The following is a 22,321-nucleotide window of genomic DNA, read 5'->3' on the forward strand; positions in this document are numbered from 1 at the left end:
GTCCATAGCGCTATCCGGTCCGCCAATCAGAGGACCGCAGAATGACGCTCTATTATCGCCCGATTGCCCAGACCGACCCGGCCCGTCCCGCCGCAGCCCTGCCGCTGGCGGGCACCTGGGCCTGGTTCACCCATGTCGAAGAGCTGTCGCGCCACGCCCCCCCGCGCGTGATCCCCGCCGATGCGGTGCCGTCAAAGGTGCTGACCCGCCTGACCGCGCCCCGCGCGCCGATTGCCGGGCTGACGCTGGACACCCCCCGCATCATGGGCATCCTGAACCTGACGCCGGACAGCTTTTCCGATGGCGGCGAGTTCAACAATCCCGAGGCCGCCATGGCGCAGGTGCGCCGGATGCTGGACGAGGGCGCCCATATCCTCGACCTCGGCGGAGAAAGCACCCGCCCCGGCGCCGCCGAAGTGCCGGTGGACGAGGAAATCGCCCGCACTGCCCCCGTGATCGCCGCGATCCGGGCGGAGGGCATCGACACGCCCATCTCCATCGACACCCGCAAGGCCGCCGTGGCGAAGGCCGCTTTGGCGGCAGGGGCGCAGCTGATCAACGATGTCTCCGCCTTCACCTTCGACAAGGGAATGCAAGGGCTGGCGGCAGAAACCGGCGCGCCCGTGTGCCTGATGCACGCTCAGGGCCTGCCCGATACAATGCAGGACAACCCGGATTATTCCGACGCATTGCTCGACGTTTATGACAGCCTTGAAACATCCGTCGCCGCAGCCGAGGCCGCCGGTATTCCGCGTGGAAAAATCCTCGTCGATCCCGGTATCGGCTTCGGCAAGCGCGAGGCGCACAATCTGGCACTGATCGGGCGCATATCGCTCTTTCACGCGCTTGGCTGTCCGATCCTGCTTGGGGTGTCGCGCAAGGCCAGCATCGGGCGCATCGGCAATATCCCCGATCCTCACGATCGCGGCCCCGCATCGGCAGCAATCGGCCTATGGGCGCTTGGACAGGGGGTCCAGATGCTGCGGGTTCATGATACACAGGTGCACAGGCAGATGATCGCGCTGTGGCGCGCGGCAGCAGAGGGACAGGCATGACTCGCAAACTCTTTGGCACCGACGGCGTGCGTGGCCGCGCCAACAGCTTCCCGATGACGGCGGAACTGGCGCTGAAACTGGGCGCGGCGGCGGGGCGCTACTTCCGGCGCGACCAAAGCCCCGGCCACCGGGTGGTGATCGGCAAGGACACGCGGCTGTCGGGCTACATGATCGAAAACGCGCTGACGGCGGGCCTGACCTCCACCGGCATGAACGTGCTGCTGCTTGGCCCGGTGCCGACGCCTGCCGTGGGGCTGCTCACGACCTCCATGCGCGCCGATCTGGGCGTGATGATTTCCGCCAGCCATAACCCGGCCACCGACAATGGCATCAAGTTCTTCGGCCCTGACGGCTTCAAGCTGTCGGACGAGGCGGAGCGCGAGATCGAAGCGCTGGTCTTTTCCGACATCCAGCCCGCGCAGGCGGAAAACATCGGCCGCGCCAAGCGCATCGACGATGGCCGAGCGCGTTACGTGGAACGGGTCAAGGGCACCTTCCCGCATGGGCTCAGCCTTGACGGGCTGCGCGTGGTGATCGACTGCGCCAACGGGGCCGCCTACAAGGCCGCGCCCGAGGTTCTGTGGGAACTGGGCGCCGAGGTGATCCCTCTGGGCGTCGCCCCCAACGGCTTCAACATCAACGATGGTGTGGGCTCGACCAAGCCCGCCGCCGCGCAGGCCCTGATCCGCGAAACGCGGGCCGATCTGGGCATCTGCCTCGATGGCGACGCCGACCGGGTGATCATCATCGACGAACGCGGCGAGGTGGCGGATGGCGATCAGATCATGGCGCTGTTTGCCAACAGATGGGCCGAAGAAGGCCGCCTGAAGGGCCATACGCTGGCCGCAACGGTGATGTCGAACCTCGGGCTCGAACGCTACCTGGCCGAGCGCGCGATCAACCTGCACCGGACCCCGGTCGGTGACCGCTACGTGGTTGAGGCAATGCGGCAATACGGGCTGAACCTGGGCGGTGAGCAGTCGGGCCATATCGTGATGACCGACTACGCCACCACCGGCGACGGTCTGATCGCGGGGTTGCAGTTCCTGGCCGAGATGACCCGCACCGGCAAACGCGCAAGCGATCTTGCCCGCAGCTTCGAACGCGTCCCGCAACTGCTCAAGAACGTGCGTTTCGCGGCGGGACAGACCCCGCTGGAAGCAGCCGAGGTTCAGCAGGCCATCGCAGAGGCCGAGGCGCGGCTGGAAGGCTCTGGCCGGCTCCTGATCCGCAAATCGGGGACCGAGCCGCTCATTCGCGTGATGGCGGAATGCGAGGACGAGGGCCTGTTGCAGAACGTGGTGGGCGAGGTCGTGGCCGCGGTGCAGGCGGCGGTCTGAGCCTGCCGTCTCACCCCCGGAACAGCCGCCGCAGCGCGCCCCACTGGCTCAGGAACACGCCCGCAAGGATCAGCGCCAGCGCCCACAGCAGCGAGGGCGGCAGCGGTTCCGACAGGACCAGCGCGCCGAGCACCACGGAACAGACCGGCACGATGTAGTTCGTGAGGCTCATGAAGGTGGGGCCCGCGCTGCGGATCACCACGACCCGCAGGATATTGGCCGCCGCCGTCGGCACCAGCCCAAGCAACGCCAGCACCGCCAATGTCTGCCCGTCAACGGCAGGCGGCGGGCCTTCCATGATCAGCGCGGCGGGGATCACCATCGCCGCGCCGATGATCAGCAGCACGGTCGCCAGCCCGATCGGATCGACCGCAGGCAGGCGGCGCATCCAGACCGAGCTGAGCGCATAGCAGCCCGCCGCGCCGAGGCAGGCAAGCCGCCCGAAAGGTTCCAGCGCGGAACCGGTCGAGGAAAAGGCCTGCGCCCCGATCAGCACCACGACGCCCGCGAAGCCGATTGCGAAGCCCGCGGTTCGGCGCAGCGTCATCCGCTCGCCCGGCACGAGGACATGCGCCAGCGGCAGCACCATCAGGGCGACAGCCGCCATCGACACGCCCGCGAAGCCCGAGGTGGTGAATTGCTGGCCCCAGCTCAGCAGCATGAAGGGCACGGCAGAGCTGAGCAGGCCGATCACCACCATCGCGGGCCAGTCGCGCGCGTCGTCCAGGAAGAGCCGCCCGCCGCGTGCCAGCCACACCGCTGTCATCAGCGCGGCGGCAAAACCGATGCGGGCTGCGGCCAGCCAGAAGGGCGTGATGCCGCGCAGCGCGATCTCGATCACCATGAAGGTCGCGCCCCAGGTCAGTCCCAGGGCGAGGATCATGAGCCAGCTTGCGCGGGTGATGGTGGGGGTCATGTCGGGGGCTCCTGCGATTGCGCGCACAAGACCCCGGCGCGGCGGCGGCGTCAAGGGCGGGCCTTGCGCCGTCGCCCTGCCGTCAGACGAAATCCACGAACTTGTTGAACGGCATCTCCCTTAGCCGCTGTCCGGTGGCGGCGAAAATCGCGTTGGCCAGCGCGGGGGCGGCAGGGGGCACGGGGGGTTCCCCGATGCCGCGCACAGAACCACCAAGTTCGACACCACGCACGGCGATCCGTGGCGCCTGCCAGATGCGCATGCCGTCGTGCCAGTCGAAATTCGACTGCTCCGCCATGCCATCCGCATAGGTGATCTCGCAGTTGATCGCGTGGCCAAGGCCCCAGACCACCCCGCCCTGCACCTGGTTTTCAAAGGCAACGGGATCGACCACCGTGCCCACCTCCGCCGCGACCCAGACGTCGTGGATGCGGATGCCCTGCGCGGTGGCTTCGACCTCGATCACCTCCGCCACGGGTACACCGAAGCTTTCGACCATGGCCACGCCAAGGCCCCGGTTTTCGGCGGGCTCGCGACCCCAGCCCGACATCTCGGCCACGGCCTCCAACACCGCCACCGCACGCGGGTCAATGGCCAGCCGCAGCCGCTCGGCCAGCGGATCGGCCCCCGCCGCGTGGACCAGCTCGTCTAGGAAACTCTCGCCAAAGAACCCGCTCGAAGACGCCCCGACCGACCGCCAGGACGAGGTCGGCGCCAGTTCCGGCACCGCGTAGGCGCGAACCCGGTAGGACGGAATCGCATAGGGCACGTTCCACACGCCCGCCGGGATCTGGCTGTCAGCGCCGGGCACATTCTGCCCGATTCGGCCCATCTGGCTGCGCGAGGAGGATACCGCCGCAATCTGGATATCGGAGGCCTCGACCCGGCCGCCTGCCACCGCACCGCGCCCGCGCGCCATGCCGATCTGGCGGGGGAAGTCCTGGGCGAAATCCTCTTCCCGCTGGAAGGTCAGCTTGACCGGCACGCCGGGCATCTGCACCGCGATCTCGGTGGCAAGCCTTACATGTTCGAATTCCAAACGGTGGCCGAAACTGCCGCCCGAGAACTGGTTGTGAAGCGTCACCTGATCGGCCTCATGCCCGGTGATTGCTGCCACCTGCTGTTGAAGGAAGCGCGGCATCTGGTGGCCGGTCCAGACCTCTGCGCCCGCCTCCGTCACCCGGACAATGGCATTCAAGGGCTCCAGCGGTTGGTGCGCCACGTAGGGCGCGCGGTATTCTGCCTCGATCACGTCGCCGCTTAGCGCCGCCTCCACGTCGCCCTCGGCCCGCCATTCCCGGTCGAGCCGGTCTTCGGTGAAGCTGGCAGCGACTTCGGCCCAATGGTCCGCCTGTTCGGCGGGGTAGGGGGCGGGGCCCCAGTCACAGTCCACCGCGTTCACCGCCTGAAAGGCACGCCAGCTGTTATCGGCCACCACGGCCACGCCGTTCGTCACCTCGACAACGTCCGACACCCCGCGCATGGACCGTGCGGCGCTGGCGTCATAGCCGGTCAGCACCCCCCTGCGCGGGTTCACCCGCACGGCGGCATGGACCATGCCCGGCACCGAAACATCAATTCCGTAGGCCTGCTGCCCGGTCGACTTTGCGACGATATCCAGCCGCTCGGTTTCCTGCCCGATGAGCCGCCATTCGGCTCGCGGCGTCAGGGGCGCGTCCTCGACCGGGTCGATCGTGGCAGCTTGCGCGGAAAGCTCCGTGTAGGGAATGCGGGTGCCGTCGGGCAGCACCACCGCGCCCGCTTCGCAGCGCAGCTGATCCGAGGGGATCGAGGTGCGGATCTCACCCGCGCGGCGCAGCGTTTCCCGCGCTATCGCCCCCGCCTGCCGCAGCTTGTCGAAACTGTCGGGCGTCGAGGTGGAGCCGCCCGTGACCTGCATCCCCAGCACCTTCATGACGGCCCCCATGGCCGTGCGGGTCGTGCGCGCGGCGAAGCCCTGGTCGCTGGACAGGAAGGGCGCGCCCTCCTCGCCCATGGCCCTGTTCCAATAGGCGGGCGACGGGTCACCGAAGCTGATATCGAACTGCCCCGGTTCCAGCCGCATTTCCTCGGCCAGCAGCATCGCCTGCATATGCGCCACGCCTTGCCCCACATCCGCATGGGGGGTGATCAGGGTGATCCGCTCGGGCCCCACAAGCACCCAGGGGTTGAAGGTCACCTCCCCTTCGGCCAGCCCCGCCTCCAGCGGGTTTTCATGCGGGCGGCGCACGGTGTAGACCCCGAAGGCCACGCCGCCTGCCAGCACGGCGGAGCCAATGAGGAAACTGCGGCGGGCAATCGTTCCAACACGCGACATGGCTCAGCCCTCTCGCAGACGCGCGGCGGCGTCGTGAATGGCGGCGCGGATGCGCGGGTAGGTGCCGCAGCGGCACAGGTTGCCACCCATGAAATCGTCGATATCCGCGTCCGTGGGCTCGGGCACGGCGGCCAGCAGATCGGCGGCCTGCATCATCTGCCCCGCCTGGCAATAGCCGCATTGCGCGACCTGATGGGCGATCCAGGCCTCTTGCACCGCATGCAGGGTTTCACCCTCCGCGAGCCCCTCCAAAGTGGTGATCTGGGCGCCCTCCAGACTGTCGGCAGGCAATTGGCAGGACCGCATGGCGATGCCATCCACATGCACCGTGCAGGCCCCGCATTGGGCGATGCCGCAGCCATATTTGACGCTGGTGATCCCCAGCTCATCCCTGAGCACCCACAACAAGGGCATGTCGCCTTCCACATCCACCTCGCGGGGGACACCGTTTACTGTGAACTGCATAGCCATCCTCGTCTGTGCTTTGGGGCTTTCAGGATAGGTAGGAACGCCCTTGTGCGATGTCACTTGCAGATCGCGCCATTTCTCTCGCTTTCCGTGCCGTCACCCGGACGCACAGCACCTGTTCAGGGGCGGCGCTTGATCGCGCGCGCGGCGCAGCTAGGTTGGAATGAGACAAGGAGAGCACCCATGGGCCTGATGATCGACGGGAAATACCACGCCGAAGACCCCGGCCCGGACACGTCCGAAGACGGCAAGTTCCAGCGCCAGAAGGCCACGATCAGGAACTGGATCACCCATGACGGCCCCTTCCCCCCCGATCCGGGGCGCTATCACCTCTATGCCGCGTGGAACTGTCCCTGGGCGCATCGGGCGTTGCTGATCCGGGCGCTGAAAGGTTTGCAAGAGCAGATCACGGTGGCCTATGCCCGACCACGCCGGACGCCCGATGGCTGGGTCTTCGACACGGATGGCGAGTACGCGGACCCGGAACTTTGCGTCACCGCCCTGCATCAGGTCTATGCCCGCACACCGCAGCCCTTCACGGGCCGTATCACTGTTCCGCTGCTGTGGGACCGTGAAACGCGCCAGCCGGTGTCGAATGAAAGCGCCGATATCGTGCGGATGCTGAACGACGCCTTCCCCGGCCCGGATTTCGCACCGGACCCCTTGCGCGACGGCATCGAGGCATGGAACGCCCGCATCTACCGCGACGTGAACAACGGCGTATATCGCGCCGGGTTCGCCAAGACACAGGCCGCCTATGACGAGGCTGTGGCGCAGGTCTTTGCACTGCTCGATGAGATCGAGGCGCATCTGGCGACGAACCGTTACCTGATGGGCGAGCGCTTCACCGAGGCCGATATCCGCCTCTTCCCGACGCTCGCCCGCTTCGACGTGGCCTATCACTACGCCTTCAAATGCAACATAAGGCGGCTGATGGATTACCCCAATCTCTGGGCCTATGCGCGCGAGATTTACGCCATGCCGGGCGTGGCCGAGACCGTCCGGTTCGACATCTACAAACAGGGTTATTTCTCACCCTCGGAACTGCGCAATCCGCTTGGCATCGTGCCCGCGGGGCCGGTCATCGACTGGTCCGAGCCCCATGGGCGCGGTCAAAGCCCCGCCTGAAACGCCTCGCGCAGCGTATCGGTGTAGTAGATCATCGTCGGGCGGGTATCGGCGGCGGCTTTCGTCAACAGCTCGGGCAACTCCGCAGGGTCCGCCACATGGGCAACCGCCCATCCGCTGGCCTCCGCCTGTGCCTTGAGGTCGGGGGTATAAAGATCCACCCCCAGGGTGCCGATCTGCTTGGCGATCATGTAGCTCTTGATCTCGCCATAGCCGGAATTGTCGTAGAGCATGGCGATCACCGGCGCCTCGGCCTCGACCGCGCTGGCCATCTCGGGTGAGGAGAACTGGAACCCGCCATCGCCCGACAGCACCACAACCGGCCCGCCACTGGCAAGCCGCGCGCCGATCCCGGCAGGCAGGCCATAACCAAGCGTCCCGAACCCGGTGGTCGAGCTGTGGTAATGCCCCGGCTTGGCGCTGGCAAATCCCAGGTTGCCCGCATAAACCGCCTGGCTGCTGTCGCCCATGAAGACCACATCGGGCAGCGTATCGCGGATCAGGTCCAGCATCGCCAGATCGCCGCGCATGGCCTGATCCAGAACCATGCGCCCGGCTGACGCCGCCATTGCCCGCGCTGCGCCATCCTTGTGCTGGTCGGGCGTCGCCAGCTCCAGCAAGGCAGCGGTGGTGGCGGCCGCATCCGCGACTATCCCGATCTCGGGCGCGGCGCTGCGGGCCATCTGCACCGGGTCCACATCGACGCGGATCATGCGGCCATGGATGCGGAAGCCGTTATCCTCGTACATGTCGTAATCCGTGCGCCCCATCTCGGTGCCAAGCGCCAGCACCACGTCGGCATTGGCCACCAGCGCCCGCGTTTCGGGCTGCGAGGCGGTCAGCGACACGCCAAGCGGATGCTCGGGCGGCAGCAGGCCCCGCGCATTGGCAGTCATCACTACGGGCGCGTCCAGCGCCTCGGCCAACGCCCGCAGCGCCACCGCATTCCGTGCGCCGCCGCCAGCGAGGATCACCGGCGCTTCGGCCCCGTTCAGCAGCTCCGCCGCCTCGGCCAGCGCGCTTGCATCAGGGGCCGCCCGCGCGATCCGCATGGGCGCCTTGGGCAGCGGCAGGTGATCGGCAGGCGCGGTCATGATGTTGATGGGAATTTCCAGATGCACGGGGCGCGGCCTGCCGCCCTCGAACACCGCAAAGGCCTGCGCCAGCGCCGGGGCCAGTTCCTCGACCGTGTGGATCGTGCGCGAAAAGGCCGACACGCCGGATACAAGCGCCTGCTGGTTCGGCAACTCATGCAGCCAGCCCTCGCCCGACCCCATGCGGCCGTGGGAGTTCACCGCCGAGATCACCAGCATCGGGATGGAATCGCCATAGGCCTGCCCCATCGCGGTGGCGATATTGGTCATGCCGGGGCCGGAAATGATGAAGCAGACACCAGGCCGCCCACTGACCCGTGCATAGCCGTCGGCCATGAACCCCGCCCCCTGTTCATGGCGCGGCGTCACGTGGCGAATGCCCGATCCGGGCAGCCCGCGATAGAGCTCCACCGTATGCACACCGGGGATGCCAAAGACCGTATCCACCCCGTACAGCGCCAGAAGGCGGGTCAGGTACATGCCTGCGGTCAATCCAGTCACGTCGGTCATCGCTTTGCTCCCTGTGTTCACCGGGCGACTGTTCCAGAGCGTGCGGCCTTGCACAAGAGCATCACGCCTCGCAGTCCGATCTGCCGTTACATGCGCCCAAGAGACCCGAAACACGCGTGGTCGGGAGGAGGGCCAGCGCAGAAGCGCAAAGAAGGAATCGACATTCCGGCCTGCTGCGGTCAGCTTTGTCGCGTGGGCATCCCCCGCGAAACTGAAGGACGGCGCGAACAGGATGAAGATTACCCTCGCACAGCTTCGGGCCTTCGTGGCGGTCTCACGGGAAGGCTCATTCACCCGCGCGGCAGAGCGGCTTGGCACCTCGCAGCCGTCGGTGACAATGGCGATCCGGCAACTGGAAGAGGCCCTTGGCCTGAAGCTGTTCGACCGGTCCACGAAAGTTCTGGCCCTGACCAAGGCCAGCGCGACCTTTCTGCCGGGGATCGAGCGCACGCTGAACGACCTCGATACAACGCTGGCGGATTTCCACGCCGCCGCGGACGGGACACAAGGCAGCGTCGCGGTGGCGGTGCTGCCCTCGGTCGCCACCGTGGTTCTGCCGCGCACGATCCAGAGCTTTTCCGCGGCCTTTCCCAAGACCCGCATTTCCTTGCGCGACGACAATTCCACCGGTGTGTGTGACCGCGTGCTGAGCGGCGAGGTCGATCTGGGGGTGGCAGGGCGGACCGATCACGTTGCGGGGGTGCAGTTCGAACCCTTGCTGCGCGATCCGTTCGGGGCGGTCGTTCACAAGTCGCACCCCCTGGCCGGGGAAACAGGCCCGCTGACCTGGAAAGACCTGGCCGGTTATCCGTTCATCTCCTTCGCCGCCGATACGGGGTTGCGGCCGCTGCTGGACACATTGGTCGATCAGCCTGACAACGTCAGTTCCCCCTGGATCGAGGTGTCGAACATCGCGACGGTTCTGTCGCTGCTGAAGACCAATCTGGGGATCGCGGCGCTGCCGAAGATGTCGGTAAACCCGATCGAGAACGACGTGGTGTTCCGAACCCTTCTGAACCCGCCGCTGTTTCGCGAGCTTGGGTTGATCACCCGACAGGGGCGATCCCTGACGCCCGCAGCCGAGCATTTCGTGGAACATATGAAGGAAACGCTGAGGCCCAGATGGGAGAAACCGGCGGCGCATTGATACTGGCGGGTTATCTTTTTATTCGATTTACTTATGGATGAGTATTTTTTATCAGAAATGCTCATAAAATGCTTAGCACAATCCGCGGAATCATGTGTCCCATGGGGTATCCGAACCAGGAGGACTTCCCATGACTAATTCGATCAATCGACGCGGATTGCTTGCTGCGGCAGGCGGCATCGCTTTCGCCTTGTCCGTGACCTCACCGGGTTTTGCGCAGGATCCTGACTTTCTGAATATCGGCGGTGGCCCGAGCGGTGGCACCTTCAACGTGGTCGCAACCGGCCTTGGCGATCTGTTGCGCGGCGAGTTCGCCGACAGCATCATCGGCGTGCAACCCGGCGGATCCGGCCCCAACCTGTTGCGGGTGTCGTCGGGCGATGTCGATCTGGGCATCACCTCAGCCAGCAACGCGGCGGATGCCTGGGCCGGGCGCGACCCGGCGACACCTGACAGCCCGATCCAGAATGTGCGCGGGCTGATGACCTTCTTCCCGAGCGCGATCCAGATCTGGGTCGATGCCGAGTCCGACATTCACTCGGTCGAGGATCTGGTCGGTCGCCAGATCAGCGCCGGCCAGCCCGGCCAGACATCGTGGCTGGCCTTCAACAACCTGCTGTCGGTCTATGACATGAGCATCGAGGATATCGAGGCCGGTGGCGGCCAAGTGCATCCGCTGAGTTGGGCGGAATCGCAAAGCGCCTTGCGGGACGGTCAGCTGGATGCGGTGATGTGGGTTGCTCTGTATCCCCATTCCACGGTTCTGGCGACCGAAACGGCGCGTGAGATCCGGGTGCTGTCGCTGGATGAGGAGCGTGTGGCGGAATACCTGGACCTGCACGGTTCGGGCTTCGCGGAAGTGACATTGCCCGTGGGGCTCTATCAAGGCCAGAGCGAACCGGCCCTGACCGTGGGGACCACGACCTTCCTGTTCGCCTCCGACGACATGAGCGACGACACGGCTTACCGGGTGACCTCTGCAATCTGGAACAATCTCGACCGGTTCCAGCAGACCCATGCCCTGCTGCAATATATCGAGCAGGACACCGCAGGACGTGGCATGTTCGTGCCGATCCACCCCGGCGCGGCCCGGTTCTATGAAGAGCAGGGCATCCCGATGGATGAGCCTCGCCTCGACTAAGACACCTCCGGTCACGAGCGGTGATGCTCTATCGCCGCTCGTGACCTCTGCCCCCCTGATGTCCGATGTTTACGGCTGGCGGGCCAGTGATGCCCGCAGCGAAGCTTAGGTGACCCCAATGCCCATCCCCCTGGAAAGAACGGTGACGGTGCTGGCGGTGGCGATGGCGCTATTCCATCTTCTCGTCGCCTCGCCCCTGACCCTGTTTCCCGATCTGATCGTGCGCGGGACACATCTGCTTCTGGCGCTGGTGATCGGCTTCCTGATCTATGGCATGAAGGGAGGTGCGGTTCGGAAGGCGATCGACCTCGCCCTGATCGCGCTTTCGGTCGTCTGCCTGGGCTACCTTGTCGTCAATCACGCGTCGATCGTAGTGCGCCCGCCATGGACGCGGGACGCGACGCCGATTGAGCTTTTCGTCGCAATCGGCACCATCGTGGTGGTGCTGGAACTGACCCGGCGCGCACTTGGCATGGCGATAACGGCGCTGTGCCTGATCTTCATTCTCTACGGCTTCATCGGACCGGAACTGCGCCATATCGGATTTCTCAGACCGCTGGCCCATAGCGGCGTGGACCTCAACGAGTTCGTGGACCAGATGTATTTCAGCTTCGAAGGCATCTTCGGGGTCGCGCTTGGGGTGTCCACCAGTTTCATCTTTCTCTTCGTGGTATTCGGCGCGCTTTTGCAGGTGATCGGCGGCGGTGATTTCTTCGTCAATGTCACCAAGGCCGCGACCGGCGCAACGCGGGGCGGACCGGCCAAGATGGCCGTGGTGGCCAGTGCCCTGATGGGCATGATGTCGGGCAGTTCCGTGGCCAATGTCGCGACCACCGGGGCGATCACCATCCCGATGATGAAGAAACTCGGCTACCCCAAGACCTTCGCGGGCGCTGTCGAGGCGGTGGCATCGACCGGTGGGCAGATCACGCCGCCGATCATGGGCGCCGCCGCCTTCCTGATGGCGGCAATTCTGGGCATCAACTATCAGGAGGTGATCACCGCCGCCGCATTGCCTGCGGTTCTGTTCTTCCTGTCGCTGTTCGTGGCGGTCCACTGGGAAGCGCTCAAGCATGGATTGCAGCCGCTGGAACGCGTCGAAAAAGGCGCGACCATGCGGGAATTCGCGGCGGGCTGGACCTTCATCTTGCCCCTGGTCGTCATCACCACGTTCCTGATGATGGGCTACACCCCCAGCCTTTCGGCCTTCTACGGCGTGGTGGCAACGCTGGTGACGCCGTTCCTGCGGCGCTCGACCTGGGTGTCGCCCATGGTGCTGGCCGAGGGGCTGAACCTCGGGGCCCGCGCCGCCGTGACGGTCGCCATTGCCTGCGCCTCGGCGGGGATCATTGTGGGCATCGTCCAGATTTCGGGGCTCGGGTTCCGCTTTAGCAGCCTTGTCATCGCCTTTGCCAATGGCAATCTCTACGCCGCGCTGTTCCTTGCGATGATCGCGGCCTTCATTTTCGGCATGGGGATGCCGACGACGCCCGCCTATATCATCCAGGCCACGCTGGTCGCCCCCGCGCTGGTCGAGCTTGGTGCAACGCCGCTGTCGGCGCATCTGTTCGTGTTCTACTATGCTGTTCTGGGTCAGATCACCCCGCCCGTCGCGGTGGCGGCCTTCGCGGCCGCGCCGATAGCCGGGTCGAGTTCCACCTCTGTTGGATGGCGTGCCTTCGCATTGGGCATGCCCGCCTATGTCATCCCCTTCCTGTTCGTCGCCAATCCGGTGCTACTGGGGCAGGGCGGATGGGGAGAGCTGCTGGAGGTGCTGTCAAGATCGGCCGCCGCCATCGTGTGCCTGTCCATTGCCCTGACCGGGTGGCTTGGCGGCCGGGGACTTGGCTGGATCGGCCGGGGCCTGCTGATGCTCGCGGCGGCCCTGCTGATCGCCCCGAACCATGTGCTGAGCGCAGTCGCCATCGTCCTGTGTATCGCTGTCTGGTCGATCCAGTGGTCGGGCTGGTCCCTGCATCGCCTGAAAGGAGAGCCCCGTGACTGAGCCGAACCCAAGCCGGATGAGGACAATGCTGACGGGCTCTCGCGGTGATCTTGCCGCTGTCGCGGGTCGCTTGCCCGAACCGGAAGGGACGCAATACCCCTATGAGCTGGTGATCATCGACGGCACGACTGCCTTTCTGGCCGGTCAGATCCCGAAGCAGGCAGGGCAGCTTGCGGTTGTCGGCAAGGTCGGCATCGAGGTCGGTTGCACCGAGGCCGCCATGGCCGCGCGCATCTGTGCGGAACAGGCGCTGGCCTGGTTGAACCACTCGGCGGGCGGGCTGGAGAACCTGAGACGGATTCTGCGACTGACCTGCTATATCGCCCATGATGACGGGTTTCAGGACATATCGGCGGTTGCCGACGGTGCCTCCACCTACCTGATCGAGATGCTCGGCGACCGGGGGCGGCACACGCGGTCCGTGATCGGCGTGAAAAGCCTGCCCCGCAATGCGCCGGTTCTGGTCGAGGTGACGGCCTCTCTGATGTCGCCGGTCCGGGTCGATGCCATGGGCGGATGAGCCAAGGCGAACAGGAAGGCAGTTCCAAGCACTTCCTTCTTGGTTACTGCCGAAGAGAGAATGCCGGGCGCGTGAACGCGCTGGCTGTTTGGCCATGCGTCGGCCCGGTGTCGCGGAAGGCCACGTTGTTGCGGCGATCCTCAAACGGCGACAGACCGAAGACGGACCTGTAATTCTTCGACAGCTGAGAGGCATTCGTGCATCCGACCTCGATGGCGATATCGTTGATGGGCCGCGTCGAAAACCGCACCAGCTGCCGTGCGGCCTTCATCCGAAGCGTGCGGTAATAGACGGACGGGCTTTGCCCCGTGGCGCTTTTGAACCGGCGTTCCAGCTGACGCTGTGACATGTTCATGCGGTCTGCCACTTCGGCGATGCTGATCGTGTCCTCGATATGGTCATTCAGCAGCGCGATCGCCCTGCGCACGGGTTCCGGCACGCAATCTATGGTGCTGTCGGCGTACAATGTCGGCACCCGTTGCTGCACGCCGGTGCTGCGGATGATCGGATGCTGGAACCAGCAGGCCACCTCGGTGGACACATCCGGGCCGAGCCGGTCCCCGATCAGATGCAGCATCAGGTCGAACGCCGCCGCCGAGCCGGAGGCGGTCTGGCGGGCGCGATCCACCACGATCACCTCGTCGGAGGACTCGATGGCCGGGAACTCGGCCACGAACGCGGCGCGATAGCACCAATGCACGCTGACCCGGTGATCGTTCAGAAGACCAGCACGCGCCAGCGGGAAAACACCGCCACTGATCGCCCCGAGCACCGACCCGTGCCGCGCCAGATGCCGCAGCCGGCCTTGGCTGGCGGATCTGCTTGCAAACGCGCTGTCCGGGGCGCTGAGAACGAACAGGTAGTCCAGCCCCGCCACGTCGGGCAGGGCGCAGTCGGCATCGAAGCCAACCCGCGCGCTGGACCGGACCGCCCCACCATCCTCGCTGACAAGGCACCAGTCGAAGATCTTGCGTTCGGCGATCTCGTTGGCCACCCGCAGGGGCTCGATCGCCGAGGTCAGACAGGCCATCGGAAAGCCCGGCAGCAGCAGGAAGCCGAAGCGAATTGGCTTTTCTCGGGGCATGGGCCTTGCGTTCCTCCCAGATTGCCGGATCAGATATCCAGCGTATTATCCTTTTCCCATCGGCTGAAATGGGACACGAAGTCGTTCCATTCCTGGTGCTTGAGCTTCAGGAAAGCCGCCGAGAACTCTTCGCCCATGGCCGCCTTCAACCCCTTGTCGCGGTCAAAGGCGCGCAGGGCGTCCAGCATGTTCAGCGGCAGTTTCGGCGCACCGCGCACCTTGTGGCCTTCGGCATACATGTCGATGTCGTATCGCTTGCCGGGGTCGGCCTCCTTGCGGATGCCGTCGAGGCCCGCCGCGATGATCACCGCTTGCAGCAGGTAGGGGTTTGCCGCGCCATCGGGCAGGCGCAGTTCGAACCGGCCGGGGCCGGGCACGCGGACCATATGGGTGCGGTTGTTGCCGGTCCATGTCACGGTATTGGGCGCCCATGTGGCCCCCGACATGGTGCGCGGTGCATTGATGCGCTTGTAGCTGTTCACCGTCGGGTTGGTGATCGCGGCCAATGCGCTGGCGTGGCGCATGATGCCGCCCAGGAAATGCTTGCCGGGGGCCGACAGCCCAACTTCGCCGGTCGGCCCGTCGCCTTCACCCGCAAAGGCATTCGTGGTGGCCGCATCGCCCGGCGCATCCCAGACCGAGACATGCACATGGCAGCCATTGCCGGTCAGCCCCTCGACCGGCTTGGGCATGAAGGTCGCGCGCAGCCCGTGTTTCTCGGCCACCGACTTGACCATGAACTTGAAGAAGCTGTGCTTGTCGGCGGTGGCCAGCACATCGTCAAATTCCCAGTTCATCTCGAACTGGCCATTCGCGTCCTCGTGGTCGTTCTGGTAGGGGCCCCAGCCAAGGTCCAGCATGTAATCGCAGATCTCGCGCACCACGTCATAGCGGCGCATCACGGCCTGCTGGTCATAACAGGGCTTGGCGGCGGTGTCGTATTCGTCGGAAATCTGCTCGCCATCGGCGGTGAGCAGGAAGAACTCGGCTTCCACTCCGGTTTTGACATGCAGCCCCATCTCGGCGGCCTCGGCAATCAACCGGCGCAGCACATTGCGCGGGGCCTGGGCAACGTCTTCGCCCTCCATCACGCAGTTGGAGGCGACCCAGGCGACCTCGGGCTTCCAGGGCAGTTGGATGACGGAGGACGGGTCCGGCACCGCCAGCATGTCGGGATGGGCGGGCGTCATGTCGAGCCATGTGGCAAAGCCCGCAAAGCCCGCGCCATCCGCCTGCATGTCGGCAATCGCCTGCGCGGGCACCAGTTTCGCCCGCTGGCCGCCGAAAAGGTCGGTGAAGGAGATCATGAAATATTTGATGCCGCGCTCTGCTGCGTAGGCTGCCAGATCAAGTGTCATGTCGTCTTTTCCCGTTTCCCTGTTGCTGTCTTTATGCGTGAAAACGGCGCGAGGTCACACCCCGCGCCGCCTTGTATCAGTATCCGCTGCCCGGTTTGCCGGGGTACCAGTCCGTTCCCGCCAGAGGCACCTGTGCCATGGCGGCGGCCTCCATCGTCAGGGCGCAAAGGTCCTCCGGTTCCAGATTGTGCAGGTGGTTGTGGCCGCAGGCCCGCGCGATGGTCTGCGCCTCCAGCGTCATGACCTTGAGGTAGTTGCGTAGCCGCCGCCCCCCTTCGACCGGGTCGAGCCGCTTGGCCAGTTCCGGGTCCTGCGTGGTGATGCCCGCCGGGTCCAGCCCCTCGTGCCAGTCGTCATAAGCGCCGGTGGTGGTGCCAAGCTTTTGGTATTCGTCTTCCCATTTCGGGTCATTGTCGCCAAGGGCGACCAGTGCGGCGGTGCCGATGGCAACCGCATCCGCGCCAAGCGCCAGCGCTTTGGCCACATCGGCCCCGGTGCGGATGCCGCCAGAGACCACAAGCTGAACCTCGCGGTGCAACCCCAGATCCTGCAAGGCACGCACGGCGGGGCGGATGCAGGCCAGCGTCGGCAGGCCCACATGTTCGATGAACACATCCTGCGTTGCGGCGGTGCCGCCCTGCATCCCGTCCAGAACCACTACGTCAGCGCCCGCTTTCACCGCCAAGGCAGTGTCGAAATAAGGCCGGGTGCCGCCGACTTTCACATAGATCGGCACCCGCCAGCCGGTGATTTCGCGCAGTTCGAGGATCTTGATTTCCAGATCATCCGGCCCGGTCCAATCCGGGTGACGACAGGCCGACCGCTGGTCGATCCCCTTGGGCAGGGTCCGCATCTCGGCCACCCGGTCGCTGATCTTCTGGCCAAGCAGCATGCCTCCGCCGCCGGGTTTTGCGCCCTGTCCAACGACGATTTCAATGGCATCGGCCTTGCGCAGGTCATCGGGGTTCATCCCGTAGCGCGAGGGCAGGTATTGATAGACCAGCTTGCTGGAATGGCCGCGTTCCTCGGGCGTCATGCCGCCGTCGCCGGTGGTGGTGGAGGTGCCAGCGGCACTCGCCCCGCGCCCGAGCGCCTCTTTCGCCTGCGCCGATAGCGCGCCGAAGCTCATCCCCGCGATTGTGATCGGGATATCGAGCTTGATAGGGTTCTTGGCGAAGCGGGTGCCTAGGGTCACCGAGGTGTCGCAGCGTTCCCGGTAGCCTTCCAGCGGGTAGCGCGACACCGACGCGCCAAGGAACAGCAGGTCGTCGAAATGTGGCACCCGCCGTTTCGCACCACCGCCGCGGATGTCATAGATGCCGGTTGCCGCCGCGCGGCGGATTTCGGCGTTGATCGGGTTGGAAAACGTCGCCGACTGGATGGGGACGGTGCGGGGGATCTTGTGGTCTTGATCGCTCATGGTCCTCGTCCTCAATAGGCGTTGTCGATGTCGAAATTGTAAAGCTTGCGGGCCGAGCCGTAGCGGCGGAAGTCCTCCGGCTTGGCGTCCACTCCTGCGCGGGTCAACAGGTCTGACAGAAGATCCAGATGTTCGGGGCGCATTTCCTTCTCGATGCAATCCGCGCCGAGGCTTTTCACCGATCCGCGCACGAAAAGCCGCGCCTCATAGAGCGAATCCCCAAGCGCATCGCCCGCATCGCCGCAGACAACCAGATTGCCCGCCTGTGCCATGAAGGCCGACATGTGGCCGATATTGCCCTGCACCACGATGTCGATCCCCTTCATGGAGATCCCGCAGCGAGACGAGGCGTTGCCCTTGATCACCAGAAGCCCGCCATGCCCGGTGGCCCCTGCATATTGGCTGGCATCGCCCTCGACGATCACCGATCCCGACATCATGTTTTCGGCAACGCCCGGCCCGACGGAGCCTTCCACGTGCACGGTCGCCTGCTGGTTCATGCCGGCACAGTAATAACCGGTATGGCCCTTCACGGTCACTTCAATGGGTGCGTCCAGCCCCACGGCAAGCGCGTGGCTGCCACGGGGGTTCAAGATCTCCCACGCGGTCTGGTTGTCGCCGCCTTTCTGCGCCTGAAGGGTTGCGTTCAACTCGCGCAGCGAGGTGTTGGCTAGGTCGATCTGGCTCATCTCAGTGGCTCCAGAAATAGACGGTGGCGGGCTCGGGTTCCCAGACGCGGGCGGCGTCGATGCCCGGCAGGTTCACCAGCGCGCGGTATTCGCTGCCGAAGGCGACGTATTGATCGGTCTCGGCCATGACGGCGGGTTTGCAGGCGATGGGGTCGCGGACCACGCCAAAGCCTTCCTTGGTGCCGACGACAAAGGTGAAGAACCCATCGAGATCGGTCAGCGAGGCCTCCAGCGCCTCGCCCAGGGTCGCGCCGTTCTGCATTTTCCAGGTCAGATAGGCAGCCCCCACTTCGGTGTCATTCTCGCTTTCGATCCTGACCCCCTCGCGCCGCAGCTTTCGGCGCAGGCTGTTGTGGTTGGACAGCGACCCGTTATGGACGAGGCACTGATCCGGCCCGGTGGAAAACGGATGAGCGCCTTCGGTGGTCACGGCGGACTCAGTGGCCATGCGGGTGTGGCCGATGCCATGGGTGCCGGACATGGAGGGCAGGTCGAAACGGCTGGCCACATCGCGGGGCAGGCCGACCTCTTTATAGATCTCTATCACGTCGCCATCGCTCATCACCCGAATTCGGCCGGGACGATCCGCGATCGCGGCGCGGGCGGCCTCGACCTGATCGGCAGGCAGTTCCAGAACCGCATGGGTGTCGTTCGCGCGCAGGGTGACCGGCGCGCCCAGTGCCGCTTCAAGCTCTTCGGCCAGCGTCGCGAAATCCTGATCGGGATTGTCCGACTGCACCGTCAGCTTGGCGCGGTTTCCCGCCGCGCCATAGATGGCAATCCCGGCGCTGTCCGGCCCCCGGTCAGTCATGGTGATCAGCATTTCCGTCAGCATCGCGCCGAGCTGTGGCTCCAGCGCCTTGTCCTTCAGGAACAGTCCAACGATCCCGCACATCTGTGCATCTTCCTTTCAAAGAGTGGTCTGGCCGATAGGCTATCAGCAGATGGTGTCCGCATAAACCCTAAGGAATAAATTTTTCACAAGGGGTAATTTTGCAAGGAAAATCCGACATCAGAACGGGTTTTGCCGTCGGATCAGGCAAATGATGCTGGAAATGAACGGGAAACGGGCAGGGATACGCCCCATGATCAGGGCTTCGCCCGGAATCAGCGCGCGTGGTCAGGTCGTCTGTGGATAGGAGATGATCGAGAGGTAGCGCGCGGGCAGGGCCTTGAGGATCTCTGGCCCGTGCGGCGCATCGGCATCGAAGAACAGCGTATCGCCGGGGCACAGATGATAGAGCCGGTCGCTATGGCGATACATCACCTCGCCTTCCAGCATGTAGATCGTCTCGATCCCGCCATGCTGGAACGTCGGGAAGACATCGGATTCCTCGGTCAGGGTGATCAGGTAGGGTTCCACCATCACACCGCTGGCATTTGCTCCGATATGACCAAGCAGGTTGTACTGATGCCCTGCGCGGGTGCCTTCCCGCGCGGTCTCCACCCCTTCGCCTGCCTTGGTGTGAACCGCTTCGCGATGCTCCTCGAAACGGCGGAAGAAGGCGGTCAGCGGTACCGACAGGGCATTGGCCAAGGTCTGAAGCGTGGTCAGGGAAGGCGAGGTGTTGCCGTTTTCGATCTTTGACAGCATCCCGATGGAAAGGCCGGTCAGCCCGGCCAGTTCCGCAACGGTGATGTTCTGTTGCAGGCGAAACCCCCGGACTTCGCGGCCGATGGCCACTTCCAGCACCTTTTCGCGGTCATCTGCTTGCCGATGCGGGTTCTGTTTCAGCTTTGCCAAGGATCTCGTCCTGCCTGTTCGGGCCTGATGTCAGGATTATCTAAACCGACTGACGGGCGGTTTGGAACCGACAACCGGTTGTGCAGGGCGTTTTGGCCCGGCAAAGGGGTCTGCAACAGACGCTCTTGCACGCGGCCTTGTGCCGGTCTGCACATCCGGCGGGCGCAGGGTGCAACTTGCTTGACCCGCTCTCCGGACAGCCCCTAACTGCGCGCCACGGGCGTCCATCGCCTTCGCAAACCGCGTCGCCACACAGGAAAGGACCGCGATGAAGACCGCCGCCGATGCGTTCGACGCCTACGAGGCCATTCGCCATCTTCTGCCAGCCATGCCCGCTGCGGGTGCGGGTCAGGATATCGGCTCGATTATGGACATCGCCGACGGCGTGGACGCGTTCGTCTTCGATGCGTTCGGGGTGCTCAATGTCGGTGACAGCCCGATCCCCGGTGCCGCCGAGCGCGTGGCGCAATTGCGGGCCAGGGGCAAGCTGATCCGGGTGCTGTCAAACGCTGCCAGCTATGATCGCATGGCGGCCTTCGCAAAATTCGCCCGGCTTGGCTTTCCATTGGCCGAGGATGAGCTGATCACCAGCCGCGACGCGACCCTGCGCGCGATGGATGAGAGGCTTTGGGGGGTTATTGCGGCACCGGAAGATGCGCTGGCGGACCTGCCATTCCCGGTCCTGAGGTTGGGAGAGTCCGCAGATGTCTACGACCGCGCGGAAGGAATCCTGTTCCTGTCGACCAGCGATTGGTCCGACCACCGGCAGACGCTCTTGCAGGCCAGCCTTGGCCTCCGACCCCGGCCGGTCCTGATCGGCAACGCGGATCTGGTCGCGCCGCGCGAAACCGGCCTGACGCTGGAGCCGGGGCACTACGCACGCGGCCTGCCGGGTGATGTCCGGCTGTTCGGCAAACCCTTCCCGGATGTCTACGAGCTCGTGACCGCCACCCTGCCCGGGGTGCCCGCCGACAGGATCGCCATGTGCGGCGACAGTTTGCACACGGATATTCTGGGCGCTGCGGCACAGGGCTGGCGCAGCGTGCTGGTGACGGCTGACGGTCTCTTTGCCGGGGAGAAGACCGGCCCCTATGAACAGCGATCCGGGATTGTCCCGGATTGGCGCGTGGCGCGGATCTAGCCGCGCGTCGCGCAGGCCCTCACATGGCGCATGCGTGTTACCGCCTTTCGTGATAGGCTTTGGCACGAATTTCCACGTTCAACCTTTACCCGGAGACCATATTCATGACCCGCAGTTTCCTGACGAGACTATCGCTTGTGCTTGCGCTTTCCCTGTTCGGCAGTGTCGCAAGCGCCCAGACCACAACCGACTGGCTGACCAGTCAGGACTACTAGGCCTATTTCGATAGCGTGGTTCCGGCGGGATATATGCCCGTTTCGGTGGAGGCAGGGCTCGTCTATGGCCATGTTCGCTATCAGGCGACATTCGCCCGCACGCCTGCTGGCCTGTCATGGGTTGCCCGCCATGGCCAATCCGACAGCAGCTTCGCCGAAACCAATGCCGGTCTGACGGCGCAGGGCTACAGGCTCAGCTTTCATCACCGTTTCGACACCGAAGGCATGGTCCGCAACCAGGCGATCTGGGTGCGCTGAAACGATCCGCTGCACCCGCCGGTGCGGGTGGGGGGCGTTCAGTATCCGCCAAGGGTGAGCGGCGCAGCCCTGCGCGCAAGTGCGGCGAGGATCGCCAGGGCCACCGGATGCGGGCCCGGCCTGTCGAAACGGATATCCGTGCGGATGGTCTGGCCCGGCATGACGAACCGCGCGGCAATGCGATGCGCGCCACCTTCCGGGGTGGAGATCAGAGTGACATGGGTCGCGTCGATGCCGGGGCCGCAGATGGCGCTGGCCATGGCGGTGTTGAGGTGATCGGGAAAGCGCTCCGCCGCCTCGGCCAGAGGCCCGCGAAACACCGGGCCGGGGCGGTCCGCAAGACCGGGCGCATATTGCCGGACAAACAGTTTTGCAGGCAGGCCCGGAGGGCAAAGAAGTGGCCCGGAAATCCAGCCGGTGAACAGTCTCAGCCTGTGTCCACTCTGCAGCGCGGCGCGTTGCAGCCTGTCGCGCAGGTCGGGGTCGATCAGGGCGGCGGCACCGACCGTCCACAAATCCCCGTGAAACAGTGCCTCTTCGCCGAATTGGCGCAGGGCGTCCGGTCCGGCCATGTCGATGGTGATGTCGGCTTGGGGAAGGTGGCGGGCGTCGCGTCCAAGGACCGCCTCGACGCAGTAGCCGTGACGCTCTGGCAAGTGGGCCGTGACGTCCCTGCCGATCCGGCCGCGTCCGATCAGGACCAGCTTGGTTTGGGAATGGGTCATCCGCTGCGCGAAGACTGCGCCCGGCCCCGCGATGGGGCCGGGCAGG

The 22,321-nt window shown here is 65.2% G+C and carries 20 protein-coding genes; 9 read left to right on the forward strand and 11 right to left on the reverse strand.

Going from position 1 to position 22,321, the window contains the following annotated elements:
- Positions 1 to 41: 41 nt before the first annotated feature.
- Positions 42 to 1,055, forward strand: a complete 1,014-nt coding sequence (folP, locus tag RBB16_RS06970) for a dihydropteroate synthase (RefSeq protein ID WP_306045480.1) — start codon at positions 42 to 44, stop codon at positions 1,053 to 1,055.
- Complete coding sequence (glmM, locus tag RBB16_RS06975) at positions 1,052 to 2,395, forward strand: phosphoglucosamine mutase (RefSeq protein ID WP_306045481.1); 1,344 nt, start codon at positions 1,052 to 1,054, stop codon at positions 2,393 to 2,395. Before folP ends, glmM begins: the two co-directional genes overlap by 4 nt.
- A gap of 10 nt (positions 2,396 to 2,405) precedes the next feature.
- Here the strand turns inward: glmM and RBB16_RS06980 are convergent, their stop codons facing one another.
- From RBB16_RS06980 to RBB16_RS06990, 3 genes are all read right to left on the reverse strand, one after another.
- Entirely contained in the window at positions 2,406 to 3,311 is a 906-nt protein-coding gene (locus tag RBB16_RS06980; RefSeq protein ID WP_306045483.1) for a DMT family transporter, read from the reverse strand.
- A gap of 82 nt (positions 3,312 to 3,393) precedes the next feature.
- The gene (locus RBB16_RS06985) at positions 3,394 to 5,628 is read right to left on the reverse strand and encodes a xanthine dehydrogenase family protein molybdopterin-binding subunit (protein ID WP_306045484.1); all 2,235 of its coding nucleotides are present in this window, start codon (positions 5,626 to 5,628) and stop codon (positions 3,394 to 3,396) included.
- A gap of 3 nt (positions 5,629 to 5,631) precedes the next feature.
- Entirely contained in the window at positions 5,632 to 6,093 is a 462-nt protein-coding gene (locus tag RBB16_RS06990; RefSeq protein ID WP_306045485.1) for a (2Fe-2S)-binding protein, read from the reverse strand.
- Between the two features lie 186 nt (positions 6,094 to 6,279).
- Here RBB16_RS06990 and RBB16_RS06995 point away from each other — a divergent pair, with 186 nt between their 5' ends.
- A complete protein-coding gene (locus RBB16_RS06995; protein ID WP_306045486.1) occupies positions 6,280 to 7,224 on the forward strand; it encodes a glutathione S-transferase family protein in 945 nt (314 codons plus the stop codon).
- Here RBB16_RS06995 and RBB16_RS07000 read toward each other — a convergent pair.
- Complete coding sequence (locus RBB16_RS07000) at positions 7,209 to 8,828, reverse strand: 5-guanidino-2-oxopentanoate decarboxylase (protein WP_306045487.1); 1,620 nt, start codon at positions 8,826 to 8,828, stop codon at positions 7,209 to 7,211. The genes RBB16_RS06995 and RBB16_RS07000 overlap by 16 nt on opposite strands.
- A 232-nt stretch (positions 8,829 to 9,060) precedes the next feature.
- Here RBB16_RS07000 and RBB16_RS07005 point away from each other — a divergent pair, with 232 nt between their 5' ends.
- From RBB16_RS07005 to RBB16_RS07020, 4 genes are all read left to right on the forward strand, one after another.
- Complete coding sequence (locus tag RBB16_RS07005; RefSeq protein ID WP_306045488.1) at positions 9,061 to 9,975, forward strand: LysR family transcriptional regulator; 915 nt, start codon at positions 9,061 to 9,063, stop codon at positions 9,973 to 9,975.
- Positions 9,976 to 10,105: 130 nt separating this feature from the next.
- Positions 10,106 to 11,116, forward strand: coding sequence for a TAXI family TRAP transporter solute-binding subunit (locus RBB16_RS07010; protein ID WP_306045489.1), 1,011 nt, complete (start codon positions 10,106 to 10,108; stop codon positions 11,114 to 11,116).
- A gap of 118 nt (positions 11,117 to 11,234) precedes the next feature.
- The gene (locus RBB16_RS07015; protein WP_306045490.1) at positions 11,235 to 13,121 is read left to right on the forward strand and encodes a TRAP transporter fused permease subunit; all 1,887 of its coding nucleotides are present in this window, start codon (positions 11,235 to 11,237) and stop codon (positions 13,119 to 13,121) included.
- Positions 13,114 to 13,641 (forward strand): RidA family protein, encoded by a 528-nt coding sequence (locus RBB16_RS07020; protein ID WP_306045491.1) that lies wholly within the window; start codon positions 13,114 to 13,116, stop codon positions 13,639 to 13,641. Before RBB16_RS07015 ends, RBB16_RS07020 begins: the two co-directional genes overlap by 8 nt.
- A 43-nt stretch (positions 13,642 to 13,684) precedes the next feature.
- Here RBB16_RS07020 and RBB16_RS07025 read toward each other — a convergent pair whose 3' ends face one another.
- The 6 genes from RBB16_RS07025 to RBB16_RS07050 all read right to left on the reverse strand — a co-directional run bounded on the left by RBB16_RS07025 (position 13,685) and on the right by RBB16_RS07050 (position 19,936).
- Positions 13,685 to 14,725 carry a GlxA family transcriptional regulator gene (locus tag RBB16_RS07025; RefSeq protein ID WP_306045492.1) on the reverse strand — a complete coding sequence of 347 codons (1,041 nt, stop codon included), beginning with the start codon at positions 14,723 to 14,725 and terminating at the stop codon, positions 13,685 to 13,687.
- A 29-nt stretch (positions 14,726 to 14,754) separates the two neighbouring features.
- Positions 14,755 to 16,083: a type III glutamate--ammonia ligase gene (glnT, locus tag RBB16_RS07030; protein ID WP_306045493.1), complete on the reverse strand. Its 1,329-nt coding sequence runs from the start codon at positions 16,081 to 16,083 to the stop codon at positions 14,755 to 14,757.
- 76 nt (positions 16,084 to 16,159) lie between these two features.
- Entirely contained in the window at positions 16,160 to 17,503 is a 1,344-nt protein-coding gene (locus RBB16_RS07035) for an FMN-binding glutamate synthase family protein (protein WP_306045494.1), read from the reverse strand.
- Between the two features lie 11 nt (positions 17,504 to 17,514).
- Positions 17,515 to 18,192 (reverse strand): protein GlxC, encoded by a 678-nt coding sequence (locus RBB16_RS07040; protein ID WP_306045495.1) that lies wholly within the window; start codon positions 18,190 to 18,192, stop codon positions 17,515 to 17,517.
- Between the two features lies 1 nt (position 18,193).
- Complete coding sequence (locus RBB16_RS07045) at positions 18,194 to 19,087, reverse strand: glutamine amidotransferase family protein (protein ID WP_306045496.1); 894 nt, start codon at positions 19,085 to 19,087, stop codon at positions 18,194 to 18,196.
- Between the two features lie 225 nt (positions 19,088 to 19,312).
- Complete coding sequence (locus RBB16_RS07050) at positions 19,313 to 19,936, reverse strand: helix-turn-helix domain-containing protein (RefSeq protein WP_306045497.1); 624 nt, start codon at positions 19,934 to 19,936, stop codon at positions 19,313 to 19,315.
- A gap of 268 nt (positions 19,937 to 20,204) precedes the next feature.
- On the opposite strand from RBB16_RS07050, the gene RBB16_RS07055 reads away from it, so the two are divergent.
- The gene (locus RBB16_RS07055; RefSeq protein WP_306045498.1) at positions 20,205 to 21,077 is read left to right on the forward strand and encodes an HAD-IIA family hydrolase; all 873 of its coding nucleotides are present in this window, start codon (positions 20,205 to 20,207) and stop codon (positions 21,075 to 21,077) included.
- A gap of 230 nt (positions 21,078 to 21,307) precedes the next feature.
- Positions 21,308 to 21,550 (forward strand): hypothetical protein, encoded by a 243-nt coding sequence (locus RBB16_RS07060; protein WP_306045499.1) that lies wholly within the window; start codon positions 21,308 to 21,310, stop codon positions 21,548 to 21,550.
- Positions 21,551 to 21,588: 38 nt separating this feature from the next.
- On the opposite strand, the gene RBB16_RS07065 is transcribed toward RBB16_RS07060, so the two are convergent.
- Entirely contained in the window at positions 21,589 to 22,275 is a 687-nt protein-coding gene (locus tag RBB16_RS07065; protein WP_306045500.1) for an aspartate dehydrogenase domain-containing protein, read from the reverse strand.
- Positions 22,276 to 22,321 lie beyond the last annotated feature (46 nt).

The sequence above is a fragment of the Nioella sp. MMSF_3534 genome, assembly GCF_030732985.1.
GTDB lineage: Bacteria > Pseudomonadota > Alphaproteobacteria > Rhodobacterales > Rhodobacteraceae > Nioella.

What these genes read in the sequence shown, in the direction of transcription:
- RBB16_RS06990 (WP_306045485.1), bottom strand. Translation starts at nt 6,093, where the DNA reads ATGCAGTTCACAGTAAACGGTGTCCCCCGCGAGGTGGATGTGGAAGGC.
- RBB16_RS06980 (WP_306045483.1), bottom strand. Translation starts at nt 3,311, where the DNA reads ATGACCCCCACCATCACCCGCGCAAGCTGGCTCATGATCCTCGCCCTG.
- RBB16_RS07000 (WP_306045487.1), bottom strand. Translation starts at nt 8,828, where the DNA reads ATGACCGACGTGACTGGATTGACCGCAGGCATGTACCTGACCCGCCTT.
- RBB16_RS07005 (WP_306045488.1), top strand. Translation starts at nt 9,061, where the DNA reads ATGAAGATTACCCTCGCACAGCTTCGGGCCTTCGTGGCGGTCTCACGG.
- RBB16_RS07015 (WP_306045490.1), top strand. Translation starts at nt 11,235, where the DNA reads ATGCCCATCCCCCTGGAAAGAACGGTGACGGTGCTGGCGGTGGCGATG.
- RBB16_RS07025 (WP_306045492.1), bottom strand. Translation starts at nt 14,725, where the DNA reads ATGCCCCGAGAAAAGCCAATTCGCTTCGGCTTCCTGCTGCTGCCGGGC.
- RBB16_RS07035 (WP_306045494.1), bottom strand. Translation starts at nt 17,503, where the DNA reads ATGAGCGATCAAGACCACAAGATCCCCCGCACCGTCCCCATCCAGTCG.
- RBB16_RS06985 (WP_306045484.1), bottom strand. Translation starts at nt 5,628, where the DNA reads ATGTCGCGTGTTGGAACGATTGCCCGCCGCAGTTTCCTCATTGGCTCC.
- RBB16_RS07045 (WP_306045496.1), bottom strand. Translation starts at nt 19,087, where the DNA reads ATGTGCGGGATCGTTGGACTGTTCCTGAAGGACAAGGCGCTGGAGCCA.
- glnT (WP_306045493.1), bottom strand. Translation starts at nt 16,083, where the DNA reads ATGACACTTGATCTGGCAGCCTACGCAGCAGAGCGCGGCATCAAATAT.
- RBB16_RS07065 (WP_306045500.1), bottom strand. Translation starts at nt 22,275, where the DNA reads ATGACCCATTCCCAAACCAAGCTGGTCCTGATCGGACGCGGCCGGATC.
- RBB16_RS07055 (WP_306045498.1), top strand. Translation starts at nt 20,205, where the DNA reads ATGAAGACCGCCGCCGATGCGTTCGACGCCTACGAGGCCATTCGCCAT.
- RBB16_RS06995 (WP_306045486.1), top strand. Translation starts at nt 6,280, where the DNA reads ATGGGCCTGATGATCGACGGGAAATACCACGCCGAAGACCCCGGCCCG.
- folP (WP_306045480.1), top strand. Translation starts at nt 42, where the DNA reads ATGACGCTCTATTATCGCCCGATTGCCCAGACCGACCCGGCCCGTCCC.
- RBB16_RS07040 (WP_306045495.1), bottom strand. Translation starts at nt 18,192, where the DNA reads ATGAGCCAGATCGACCTAGCCAACACCTCGCTGCGCGAGTTGAACGCA.
- RBB16_RS07010 (WP_306045489.1), top strand. Translation starts at nt 10,106, where the DNA reads ATGACTAATTCGATCAATCGACGCGGATTGCTTGCTGCGGCAGGCGGC.
- glmM (WP_306045481.1), top strand. Translation starts at nt 1,052, where the DNA reads ATGACTCGCAAACTCTTTGGCACCGACGGCGTGCGTGGCCGCGCCAAC.